Here is an 11,932-nt window from a genome sequence, read left to right as displayed (position 1 = left end):
GCTTAGGTAAAGTATCACTATTCCAATTCTCTTTATTGAGGCTTTCATGTTCCGTATCGTTTTGTCGTTGCTAGTTGTGTTCCCGTCAATGGTGATGGCAACCCCGAGTATGCATACTTTGTTGTCTGAAGGTGGATACGTGCAACCGATAACTGTGATTGAACAAATTGAACTAGATTATCGCGGTATTGTTTCTTCATTTGATATGGATGTGGAAAATGGTCAGTTAATCTATGAAGTGGATGTACTCAACCTTGAAGACAGTGAAATCACTGAGCTGTCTTTTTTGCTGTTGATGGCGCCTTGATGAAAAAGAAATTAACGGCGCTTGAGTCCGATGATTTAGATCAGGTGAAGGCTGCCAAGGTATTAATTTCAAAAGGCATGACTTTTACCGAATTAGTTAAATTGGCAAAAGAAAATCAGTCTGGGTATTTAATTGAAGCTGAGTTAGATCACGACCTTGCCATCAGCTATCTTGAGCTGAAACTGCTGAACGTCTCTAGTAAGCATACGATAGCGTTTGATATTGAAGAATTACGCCCATTGCCATTATTGCAGTGGGACTAAACTCACAATGAATTTCATGCTGTAAAACGAAGGAATAGCACTATGCGAGTATTAATCGTTGAAGATGACGCAACCACGCTACAATATGTTGCTGAAGGTTTTACCGCTCAACAATATCAAGTCGATACCGCGACAAATGGCCATGATGGCTTGCACCAAGCTAAACATAATCAATATGACATTATCATTTTAGATCGCATGTTACCTCAGCTTGATGGACTTACATTACTTACGGCATTACGTAATAACGGTAACCAGACTCCAGTATTAATCCTTTCGGCACTAAGCCATGTGGATGAGCGTGTAAAAGGTTTACGTGCTGGTGGTGATGACTATATGACCAAGCCATTTGCTTTTGCTGAGTTACAAGTGCGTGCAGAGAAGCTTATTCAGCGTAACGCTCCGTCTGCAGCCAATACAGACTTGGAAGTGGGCAACTTAAAAATGGAGTTGCTGACTCGTAAAGTGACACTTGATGAACATGAGTTATTGTTACAACCTAAAGAGTTTCAGTTGCTTAAGTATCTGATGGAACACCCTAATCAAGTTATCAGTCGCACATTGTTATTTGAAGCAGTATGGGATTATCACTTTGATCCTCGCACCAATGTCATCGATGTGCACATTGCTAAATTACGTCGTAAGTTTGAAGAGTTAGGCCACCCTGAAATCATTGAAACGGTTCGAGGGGCTGGATATCGCCTTTGCAAAGGGAATTAAACCCTACCAAAGTAGTGCTTGGCGAATTACGCTGATTTTCTCAACACTGGTAACCTTACTCATTGTGTTACTGGTGTTTGGGCTCTATCGGCAATTGGTGATTGAACAGGAAAACCAAGTCGAGCAGCACCTTGCCACAGAAATGCAACGTTATCAGCAGTTAGCCTTAACGGTTGACCGTCGCAGCTTTGCAGCCCAAATACGCGCAGCGGATCCCAAAACTGCGCTCATAGCATGGCGTAACAGTGTTGATATGGTTGGTGCATTAAGTTTTGTGCCAGACAACATGCCGCTATTGCCTAAAACCCGTGACTTTCCGATTTTGACGGGTGGCCCAGATAAGCTACATATCCTCACTGGCGGAATCGTCATGACCCATTACGGGCCTGTGCTGATTGCAACCCGAACCGATAATTTGTCAGCCTTAATTGAGAAGTTTATCAATGCTGCTTTTTGGGCGGTTGCGTTTACTTTGGGCATCACTCTTGCGGTTGGTTTTGTGTTTTCCAAAGCCATTTTAAGACGATTGGTACAGTACAATTTACTCAGTGAGAAAATTGAACAAGGCGAGTACGACACCCGTTTGCCCGTTAGTCATAATCAAGATGAATTTGACATGTTAGCCGGACAGTTTAACCGAGTGTTAGATACGCTTGAGCATAATTTAATGTCAGTGCGAGGCGTGACCGATAACATTGCCCATGACTTACGAACACCTTTATCACATTTGCGCATCGGTATTGAGCAGTTACCGAGTAAACCAGCTGAACAGGTGCCAGAACTCACGGCTATGCTACTTGAAGAGCTGGATCATTGTTTAGCGACTTTTGATGCGATGCTGTCATTAACACGCATTGAAGAAGGCCAGCAGACGTTAGATAAACAGCCTGTGAGTTTGCAGTTATTATGTGAAGACTTGTTTGAAATGGCAGAGGTGGTTGCGGAGTCGAAGCAGCAAACCTTGTCACTAAGTGTGGCTAATGATGTGACCATTTCAGGCGATAAATATTTGTTATTCCAAGCGCTGTTTAACTTAGTTGATAACGCTATTAAATATGCGCCTGAAGATGCCGAGATTAAAATTGTTCAAACTGGGCGCACTGTGCAGATTATTGATAACGGCCCCGGGATCAGTGACGAAGACAAAGAGCGAGTATTTGAGCGTCTTGTGAGGCTTGACCCAAGTCGTCACCACAAGGGGACAGGGCTTGGTTTATCAATGGTGAAAGCGATTTTATCCCGTCATCATGCTACTATTGAACTTAAAGATAATCACCCAGGTTTGATTGTCGACATTCAGTTTTAAGCCAGCTGGTAAAACAGATAAACCTTACTCATTTTCCCCAACAGAAATCAGTCTATGTATCAAATTGTTGAACAACACCCTGACTTTATTGTGATCCATAAATCTCCTAATGTGCATTTCCACAGCCAAGATGGCAGTGCAGGAGTGGTTGCTCAAGTTGAGGCTGATTTAGGTATTAAGCTATTTAGTGTTCATCGTTTAGATACACCAACCTCGGGGCTGCTTATTTTAGCCAAATCTGCTCAAGCTGCAGCGGAGTTTACCGCGTTGTTTACTGAGCATCGTATTCAAAAATACTATGTCGCCATTGCTCAGGGTAAACCGAAAAAAAGCAAGGTTGGGTTATCGGTGACATGAGTAAATCTCGGCGTAGTATGTATAAATTGCTTCGCAGCAAAGAGAATCCTGCTATCACTCAGTTTTTTCTTACTCGCTAGAACACGGTTTGCGACTGTACCTATTAAAACCGTTAAGTGGTAAAACCCATCAGTTACGAGTTGCCTTGGCCAGTATTGGCGTTCCGATAATTGGAGACACGCTTTATGGCGCCGAACAAAGCGATCGTTGTTATTTGCATGCAATGGCGTTAGATTTTTATTACCAAGGGCTGCATTATCACATAAACCAACTTCCAGTCTCTGGTGAGATCTTTTCAAATGAAAAGGTCATTAAGCAATTACAAGGTGATTGGAAGACTCCGGCAGCACTAGATTGGCCGAAAGCCAAAACTAAACCGTCAGCGATTTAGGCTTGAGTTGGAAAATTAAGCTTGATGTCCGAGACAGTATGACTAATTAGCACTTTTGATACAGTTACGACCACTGGCTTTTGCTTCATACATCGCTTTATCTGCCAACTGTAATAGCGAATCTACTGCTAATGATTCCGTGATGGTGACACACCCAATACTCGCTTGTATTTGAATCGGTGTACCTTGCCATTTAAAGTCAATCTCTGTGAGCGTCTGTTGCAGCTTATCTGCAACACAAAGAACTTGTTGCTCTGTGGTGTTAGGTAAAATTAGTACAAACTCTTCTCCGCCAAAACGGCACAAAAAGTCTATTTTTCTGGTCACTTTACTAAGCCGTTTAGCGGTCAGCTTTAATACTTCATCCCCTGCGGTATGCCCGTGAGTGTCATTAATTTGTTTGAAGTGGTCTATGTCGATTAACACGACGCTATACATCACTTTATCTCGCAGCCAGCGCTCATGTTCAGCGGTTAACTTTTTCTGTAATGCATTTCGATTCCAGAGATCTGTTAAAGGATCTTTGTTAGCAAGTGTCATTATTTTAACGACTAGGCGATTAATGGTGTTGCCAATAATGAGAATGTTGACGACTAAAATAAGGACGATGTAAGTCCAAAGAACAGGGATGGATTGTTCAGTGTTAAAAGCTGCATAGGTGGCTACTTTTTCTGGATAGATAATTAAAATTACCGAGCGGATAAAGAACAATAAACCAATCAAGAAAATAGGGACAACCAGCCAGTAAGTGGCAAAAGCGGTAAAGTTAGCTTTGAAAGCGGTGTAATGATCTTTGGCTAACATGAAAAACAACACCGAGGCGGCCAAGGATAAGATGATCATGAGATAGGACGCATTTTCTGCTTGGGGTTGTACCATGAGCATGAAGCCACAGGTGACCAGTAATACGCCAATATCAAACTGATAACTGGAATTGAGATGATATAAACGCTGGGCTCCCCAGCGCAATAAGCAAAAACCGACTAGAATAATATTATCTGCAATGAGCCAATGCAGGTAACTGGGTTCAAATGTGCGCTGGGTATACAGCAACATACCTATCAAGATAGAAAAATTAGCTAATGCGAATCGCCAACTTGCGCTAGGCGCAACTCGCATTGGGGTGACCATAACTGTCCAAGCTATTGTCGCTGCGAAGCTTAATAGGCAAATAACTTGAACGAGAATAAGGCTACTGTTTTCTATCATCGCACCTTCTACATAGTAATTAGCTTAAATGATTAAAAATCAAGAATAAATTGTATTTATTAATCATCATAATGATATTTGAACTGTTTAACAAATTGTTGCAGTTGAGCTGTAATTAAATTGATTCACTTACAAATAAAGGATTAAACACTTATGGATACAAATAAACTATTACTCATTATCATTGCTATTTTATTGCCACCGGTTGCGGTTTTTTTGAAAAAAGGTGTGGGGAAAGACTTACTTATTAACGTTATCTTGTGCCTGTTATTTTTCATTCCTGGTTTGCTCCATGCCATTTGGGTTGTAATACAAGAATAGGCATTTAGCGACAACAGCTCGAATGAGCAGCAAGCACTTTTTATGAGTGAGTAGCTGTAACAGAAAGGCCAATTCTTAATTGTGTCGATGGTTGAAGCGATTTTGAATTGGTATTTTGGTGTATAGATTGTAAAATCCCCCTCGACTGACAGAGCTGTAATGAAACCGCTTTTTTTATATGTACTTTAGGGTAATACTAAGATGAACCGACGTAAAAAAATTAATCAAACCCTAAAAGGTAAAGCTAAAAAAGCCAACGCGAAAAAGGCTGGCGCGAGTAATAAACCTAAATATATTTCAAAAGCGGATAGGACAGTAGAGGAACAAGCAGCTAAAGCACTACTTAGTGCTGAAACGGCAGATTTGCAAGGTGTTGAGGATGTAAAACTTGCTGAAAGTGGCATAAATTAAGTTTAACCACTTATAAATCGATTAGGTTTTTTGGTGATCCCGTCTAAATAATTCCCAAGTTTCGATGACTTCTCCGTCAGGTAAAGTGCATAACAAGATATCGCCATTGATGTGTTTTATGGTTTCAAGTGTCCCATCGTTATCTAAACAATAATTCGAAGCAGGATTAGTTGAATGTAGCGGCGTTATGTCATCGCCTGAACAGGCTGTTAAGCTACCTAAAATGACACTGTAAATTGCCAAGCTAAGTGGGCTTATTAACTCACAGTGTTTTTTGAAGCAAGATAATACAGTGGTTATCTTTAAAACAATGAACATTTTAGCATCCTGATTACGCTGCTATTTTTCATTATTTAACTATAGACAAGATAACCACAAATTGCCGTTTTTGTTACTTTTCTCCACCACAAACAGAGCAATTAGTTTGCTTTGGTAGCTTCATCTCTCGAAACTCCATTGTCATTGCATCAATCATTAAAATGCGTCCATTTAAGCCTTGGCCAAACTGGCTAATGGCTTTGATAGCTTCAGTTGCTTGAATGCAGCCGACGAGACCAACAACTGGCGCTAGAATACCAGACTCGACGCAGGTCAACTGCTGTTCGCCAAACAAATTGCTGTAACAGTGATAGCAAGGAGAGCTGGCTTGATAATCAAAAACAGTGACAGTGCCTTCCATTCTGATCGCAGCAGCTGAGATAAAGCTGATTTTATGTTTAAAGCAGCTTTGATTTAGTTGCTCTCTGACTTGAACATTGTCGGTGCAATCGAGTACTAACCCATGTTCAGCAACCAACGCATCAATACGATCCTCATCCAAAAATTGATTTATGGTATTGATAGTGATGAGTGGGTTTAATTGCGCAAGTGTTTGCTTGGCTGAGTCGACTTTTGCTTGGCCAATATTGGCATCTTGATGTAAGACTTGTCGCTGTAGATTGGATAACTCTACAGTGTCAAAATCAACAATGGTCATTTCACCTACACCCGCGACAGCGAGGTATTGTGTCACCGTGCACCCAAGACCACCGGCTCCAATGACTAACACTTTTGCTTGTTTAAGCTTTTCTTGCCCTTCAATATCCATTGCTTTAATGGATATCTGACGGCTATAACGCAGCATTTCATTGTCAGTTAAAATATCGACTTCATTATCTTGAGGTATCTGAGTCATGATATTTCCTTAGCACAGCACACTGGTAAATGGTTCGACATGAACGGTTGCACCAGCGGCAATATCCCCTTGGTCTTGATCTAAGTTAATAAAGCAATTTGCCAAACTCATTGAGGTCAACATACCTGAGCCTTGGCCACCTGTAGAAGCAACAATAAGTTCACCGTTCTCATTGCGGCTTAAAATACCACGTTGATATTCGGCTCGGCCAGGTTGTTTACGGATAGGCGTTGATAGGGTTGCATTGACCACTAAGGCTTGCTTAGGGGTTAACCCTTGCATTTTATTGATGATTGGCCAAACGAGCTTATAAAAAGTTACCATTGAAGAAACAGGGTTACCCGGTAAACCACAGAATACGGCGTTGCCAAGTTTACCAAATGCAAAAGGTTTACCTGGTTTGATGGCTAAACGCCAAAAGGTAATTTCACCTTCTTCTGATAAAATTTGCTTAGTGTAATCAGCATCGCCAACTGACACGCCGCCAGAGGTAAGGACCATATCTGCTCTGTCTGCCGCTTCTTTAAAAGCGCCACGAATGGCTTCTTTATCATCCTCAATAACACCTAAGTCTATCCATTCAACATTTGCTTGAGTTAGCAAACCTTGAATTGAATAACGGTTAGAGTCATAAATTTGTCCTGGTGCTAACTCGCTACCAACAGGACGGAGTTCATCGCCTGTTGAAAAGAAGGCAACCGTTAAGCGACGCTTTACTCGCACTTGGCTAATTCCGATTGTAGCCAGTACGCCCATTTCGGCTGCACGAATTTGAGTACCGCTTTTTAATACATTGGTTCCTGCCAGTAACTCTTCACCACGATAGCGAATACTATTGCCTTTGGCGCTAGGGTGTTCGATAGTGATGCTTTCACCATCCGCTTGAGTCTTTTCTTGCATCTGTACTGTGTCATATCCAGCAGGCACAGGGGCGCCAGTCATGATTCGAATGCAAGTGTTGGGTTTAATAGGCGCTGTGTATGGGTGACCCGCAAAAGAAGTACCGACCTGTGTCAGTGTTGTTGCTGTCTCGCCTGTTAAATCGTCAAAACGGAAGGCATAACCATCCATAGAAGAATTGTCAAAAGGTGGTAAATCAATACATGATGCTAAATCTTCAGACAAAATCCGCCCAACAGCATCATTTAAGCCCACCATCTCGCTATCTTCAATGACACTGACTTGTGCTAAAAGCGCGTTAATTGCATCTTGGGGTGCCATTAAGCCTGGTTGTGCACAGGCATCAGATTTTGTTGACATCGTTGCTCCTCACATGACGTTCATCATGTTGTGGTTTGTCTAAGGTAGGCTTAGAACATAAGATTTATTTTTGATACCGCATTATGCCATGATAGCCACAGATAACTATGATCCGAACGAAGGTTTTTTATATCGATGAGCAGTAATCAAGCTGATGACTCAATTGGGTCAACGTCACACTCAATTAAGCCTGTAGATAAGTCGCAAGCGAAAGGAGCGAATTGGTATCTTTATATGATTCAATGTCGAGATGGGCAGTTATATACAGGGATTACCACAGATGTTGCTCGCCGCTTTAGTGAGCATGAAAAGGGGGGAAAGGTGCTAAATTTTTACGTGGTAAAGGGCCACTTAATTTAGTGTATCAAGAATCCGTGGCCAACCGCAGTGCTGCCACTAAACGTGAACTTGCGGTAAAAAAACTGTCTCGAACAAAAAAGCTGGCATTAGTTGCAAGCTATCAACCGAAATAAAGCGATACAAAGCGCTGGGACAATTACCTTTTGCACGCAATGTATCGCTATTTTTGCTTACCAAGACTAATTTGAACGTAATACTGGGTACTTCATATATTGATTGTCGTAGTAAGGGCTTCTTTCGTAAAACCAGCGTAATCTGGCTTTAGGATCGTTGGCAAAGTCTTCATCTTTTAATGCAAGGGCAAACTCACTCGCTAAAGCTTCATTCTCTGCTAGCATAGTGGCTGCCATTGGCTCTATCGCATAATCTTCAATGTATTCTGTTCGAGTAAAGATACTATTGAAAAATCCCCACTGGAAAAATGAATCTGCTGATTGTGGCTCAAGCAATAATATTGCTAAATCGCCCAGTGGTTGATTGGTCGAAATCTCAACCGTGCCGACAGGGAGTGTAGTTTCAAACTTAACTTTATTGCTGGTGGCATTTACACGTTGGCGACCTTCGTAGTCTTTTGTATTAAACACGGGATTGGAAAATTGATATTGCGCGACTTTTACTGTTTTCGCCTTGGTCAGTGTGGTCATTCTCACCCCGTGGATTGATAGCCTTTCTATGACTTGTTGCCACTGCGCTGGGACGTAATAATATTTGGGGCGTAGGGTATTAATAGCTGGCTGCGTATTCCCCATGACAGTTAAATTTGGGTATAACTTTGGTTGACCGTCCCAACGAACAACCTCATTACCGCTAATCTCACTTTGTTCTAAAGAGTACCCTATTCCTTTAAAGTCCCAACCAGGCTGCTCAACGGTTTCCCATGTTAAGGGGATACGTTGTGGATGCTGATATTTATCTTCATATATAGCGGCTTTGAGTTTAGTTCCATGCTTAGCTACCGTTTTCAATGTTTGCTCTAACATGACATAAGTGCCTAAAACACGCTGTTTAAAGGGTTTTAAACTATGATTCTCAATTAAAATAGTGGGTAAATGTCGGGCATCACCGTAACCATTAGAAAACCGTGGGCTTGGGTTCCAATAAGAAAGGCCTTTTGATAAATCAGTATTATCAATTGCAAATATTAGCTTACCAGGAATGTGCCCTTGAGCTGATAATGCCGACTCAATTTCAGGACGGTAATAGTTTTCAAGCCATTCAAAACTTGCTGGGCTGTAGCCTTCTTTAACGTTATATCCAAAGGTGACATCGTATTGATAATCTATGCCATCGGTGACATGCACATCGATATATAAATCAGGTTGCCAAATATTAATGGCTCGTATCATATGTTGTAGTTCTAGGGTGTCTAACTTTGCGTAGTCACGATTGAGATTAAGGTTACGTGCATTAGTACGCCAGCCCATATCAACAGGCCCGCGTTGATTAACACGATTGAACTCACTGCTGCGTTCATGGGCATCGACACTCAGAATAGGCACGAACAGAAGGTTAACTTTATCCAGTAATTGTTCCTTATTACCTTGAGTGATGTCTCTAAGTAACATCATCCCAGCATCTTTACCGTCGATTTCTCCAGAATGTATCCCAGCTTGTACTAGCACAGTAGGCTTATTACTTTGTGATAATTCTGCGGCGGTTGTTGCCCCCGTTTCTGAGGCAACCACCATCCAAATATCTCGCCCTTGTGGACTTTTCCCAATCGAAACTTGTGTTAGTAATTCACTATTATCGACAAGGTTAGTCATCCATTGATGAGTTTCATCATAGTTTGGGCTGGTGGTTAATCCGTTTTGTTCAAATGGCGTTGACCAAGATTGATCAGCAGATCGCAGTAATGTTTCACTTGAACCACTCCAAGGTTTAATGGGAGGCAAGATAACATCGTTAATAAAAACCGGTTTGGCAAATTCTGAACTAAGCTGCAAAGAGCCTGCTGAAGGAGGAGTGATCTGTGTCGCCACGCTAGAAAAAGAAATCAGTGAGTTTATGATGCAGCTGGCAAGTAAAACGCGGCGCATAGATATCCCTACAAAATGAACAAGTGTGTTGTTTTATCATAAATTATTTCAACATTGAGACAAGAGGTTAGGGGCAGGTTGTTGCTTTGTTTGTTGTTTAAAATGTAACAAATAAAAAAGCCTCAATGTCATTTGAGGCTTAGTGCAGATAAAACAACATGAAAGTTAGCAATACCTAGCTATTGGGCCCTGCTGCTTTAATTGCATCAGATACCTGATATTTGGCAAAGTTAGCAGTAAACTCTTCTGCCAATTGCTGTGCATATTTGTTGTACTCAGCTTTATCTGCCCAAGTGTTAATTGGATTCAATAGTTGAGTATCAACACCAGAAACAGCGACGGGTACCGCTAAGTTCAGCTTATCGATATGCTGTGTTTCCACATCTTTAAGCTCACCACTGACAATCGCGTCGACAATGGCACGAGTTGTTGGAATATCAAAACGTTTACCTACGCCATGTGGACCACCTGTCCAGCCCGTGTTAACCAAATAAACTCGGCTACCAAAAGACTCGATTCGCTTCATCAATAGTTCAGCATATACACCTGCTGGGCGAGGGAAGAAAGGTGCTCCAAAACAAGTCGAGAATGTCGATTGAATGGCAGATGTTGACCCCATTTCAGTTGACCCCACCTTAGCGGTATAACCCGATAAGAAATGATAAGCTGCTTGTTCTTTAGTAAGCACAGAAACTGGCGGAAGGACACCAGAAACATCGCATGTTAGGAATACGACCGAATTAGGCTCTGCACCGCGGTTTTCTTCTTTACGTTGGGCAATATGTTCAAGTGGATAAGCTGCACGACTGTTTTCAGTTAGTTCAGTATTGGTGTAATCAGGCACTCTATTTTCGTCTAGCATGACGTTTTCAAGTACAGTACCAAAACGAATCGCATCCCAAATAACGGGTTCATTTTTTTGGCTTAAGTCGATGCATTTGGCATAACAGCCGCCCTCAATATTGAAAACGCCACCCGGAGCCCAACCATGTTCGTCATCGCCAATTAAAAAACGTTTTGGATCGGCTGATAAGGTTGTTTTACCTGTACCTGATAAGCCGAAGAATAAGGTTGTATCACCATCATGGCCGACATTGGCAGAACAGTGCATTGGCAGTACACCTTTAGCTGGCAATAAGAAGTTTTGGACAGAGAACATCGACTTTTTCATTTCGCCAGCGTACTTAAGCCCTGCTAGCAATACTTTTTTATCGGCGAAGTTGATCATCACAACCGCATCAGAGTGAGTACCGTCACGAGCGGGGTCACAGATAAACTCTGGGGCGTTCATTATTTGCCATACGTCTTTATTACCACGGTTGAAATGTGTTGGAGTGATAAATAGGTTACGTGCAAATACTTGATGCCAAGCGTATTCAGTGGTGACACGCACAGGAAGATAATGCTCATCATCGGCACCTACTTCCAGTTCTGAGACAAAAATGTCTTTTTCAGAAAGGTAAGCTTCAACTCTTCCCCAAAGGGCATCGAAAGTATCTGCAGCTATACCTTTGTTAACAGAACCCCAATCAATATCATCTTGGGTATTGGCTTCTTGAACGATAAAGCGATCATTTGGTGAGCGACCAGTACGTTCACCGGTTTTAGCGACTAATGCGCCATTGGCTGTTAATTGTCCTTCGTTACGTTGTAAAGCAAGTTCAATTAATTCAGCGCTTGTCAGGTTGAAGTGTACGCTGTTTGTTCCATCTGTCATCGGGTCTTCTCCGTCGTAAATAGGTCGTTTATCGGTCTATGTTGCCGATTTATATTTAGGATGACTTACGTTATCGCTTGCTTAGGCTGAAGCTAAT

12 protein-coding genes and 2 pseudogenes are annotated in these 11,932 nt (G+C 41.8%); 8 read left to right on the top strand and 6 right to left on the bottom strand.

The window, feature by feature from the left end:
- The first annotated feature begins 46 nt into the window (after nt 1–46).
- The 5 genes and pseudogenes from ACGEDC_RS07620 to ACGEDC_RS07600 all read left to right on the top strand — a co-directional run bounded on the left by ACGEDC_RS07620 (nt 47) and on the right by ACGEDC_RS07600 (nt 3,344).
- Nucleotides 47–307 carry a hypothetical protein gene (locus tag ACGEDC_RS07620; RefSeq protein WP_394497452.1) on the top strand — a complete coding sequence of 87 codons (261 nt, stop codon included), beginning with the start codon at nt 47–49 and terminating at the stop codon, nt 305–307.
- A complete protein-coding gene (locus ACGEDC_RS07615) occupies nt 307–570 on the top strand; it encodes a hypothetical protein (protein WP_394497450.1) in 264 nt (87 codons plus the stop codon). Before ACGEDC_RS07620 ends, ACGEDC_RS07615 begins: the two co-directional genes overlap by 1 nt.
- Before the next feature lie 42 nt (nt 571–612).
- Entirely contained in the window at nt 613–1,290 is a 678-nt protein-coding gene (locus tag ACGEDC_RS07610) for a response regulator transcription factor (protein WP_065110526.1), read from the top strand.
- 31 nt (nt 1,291–1,321) lie between these two features.
- Complete coding sequence (locus ACGEDC_RS07605) at nt 1,322–2,596, top strand: sensor histidine kinase (RefSeq protein ID WP_225442287.1); 1,275 nt, start codon at nt 1,322–1,324, stop codon at nt 2,594–2,596.
- A 54-nt stretch (nt 2,597–2,650) separates the two neighbouring features.
- Nucleotides 2,651–3,344, top strand: a pseudogene (locus ACGEDC_RS07600) (TIGR01621 family pseudouridine synthase).
- Nucleotides 3,345–3,386: 42 nt separating this feature from the next.
- Here ACGEDC_RS07600 and ACGEDC_RS07595 read toward each other — a convergent pair.
- The gene (locus ACGEDC_RS07595; protein ID WP_394497447.1) at nt 3,387–4,553 is read right to left on the bottom strand and encodes a GGDEF domain-containing protein; all 1,167 of its coding nucleotides are present in this window, start codon (nt 4,551–4,553) and stop codon (nt 3,387–3,389) included.
- Nucleotides 4,554–4,706: 153 nt separating this feature from the next.
- Between ACGEDC_RS07595 and ACGEDC_RS07590 the strand changes: the two genes are divergently transcribed.
- On the top strand, nt 4,707–4,874 hold the full coding sequence (locus ACGEDC_RS07590) for a YqaE/Pmp3 family membrane protein (protein ID WP_065110529.1): 168 nt from the start codon (nt 4,707–4,709) through the stop codon (nt 4,872–4,874).
- A gap of 201 nt (nt 4,875–5,075) precedes the next feature.
- Entirely contained in the window at nt 5,076–5,285 is a 210-nt protein-coding gene (locus tag ACGEDC_RS07585; RefSeq protein WP_394497444.1) for a DUF2986 domain-containing protein, read from the top strand.
- A gap of 21 nt (nt 5,286–5,306) precedes the next feature.
- Here the strand turns inward: ACGEDC_RS07585 and ACGEDC_RS07580 are convergent, their stop codons facing one another.
- The 3 genes from ACGEDC_RS07580 to glp form a co-directional block, all read right to left on the bottom strand.
- Entirely contained in the window at nt 5,307–5,603 is a 297-nt protein-coding gene (locus ACGEDC_RS07580; protein WP_055024190.1) for a putative hemolysin, read from the bottom strand.
- A 73-nt stretch (nt 5,604–5,676) separates the two neighbouring features.
- On the bottom strand, nt 5,677–6,459 hold the full coding sequence (gene moeB, locus ACGEDC_RS07575) for a molybdopterin-synthase adenylyltransferase MoeB (protein ID WP_394497441.1): 783 nt from the start codon (nt 6,457–6,459) through the stop codon (nt 5,677–5,679).
- A 9-nt stretch (nt 6,460–6,468) separates the two neighbouring features.
- Nucleotides 6,469–7,719, bottom strand: a complete 1,251-nt coding sequence (gene glp, locus ACGEDC_RS07570; protein WP_394497439.1) for a gephyrin-like molybdotransferase Glp — start codon at nt 7,717–7,719, stop codon at nt 6,469–6,471.
- A gap of 222 nt (nt 7,720–7,941) precedes the next feature.
- Between glp and ACGEDC_RS07565 the strand changes: the two are divergent.
- A pseudogene (locus ACGEDC_RS07565) lies at nt 7,942–8,192 on the top strand (GIY-YIG nuclease family protein); the annotation flags it as partial.
- A 66-nt stretch (nt 8,193–8,258) separates the two neighbouring features.
- Here the strand turns inward: ACGEDC_RS07565 and ACGEDC_RS07560 are convergent.
- Both ACGEDC_RS07560 and ACGEDC_RS07555 read right to left on the bottom strand, forming a co-directional pair.
- On the bottom strand, nt 8,259–10,118 hold the full coding sequence (locus ACGEDC_RS07560; RefSeq protein ID WP_394497437.1) for a M14 family metallopeptidase: 1,860 nt from the start codon (nt 10,116–10,118) through the stop codon (nt 8,259–8,261).
- A 175-nt stretch (nt 10,119–10,293) separates the two neighbouring features.
- Nucleotides 10,294–11,835 (bottom strand): phosphoenolpyruvate carboxykinase, encoded by a 1,542-nt coding sequence (locus ACGEDC_RS07555; protein WP_394497435.1) that lies wholly within the window; start codon nt 11,833–11,835, stop codon nt 10,294–10,296.
- Nucleotides 11,836–11,932: the final 97 nt, after the last annotated feature.

This window comes from Shewanella sp. ENK2 (genome assembly GCF_043568515.1).
Classification (GTDB): domain Bacteria; phylum Pseudomonadota; class Gammaproteobacteria; order Enterobacterales; family Shewanellaceae; genus Shewanella; species Shewanella japonica.
Note: the sequence above shows the minus strand (reverse complement) of the source record. Positions and strands in the feature narration are given on the sequence as shown.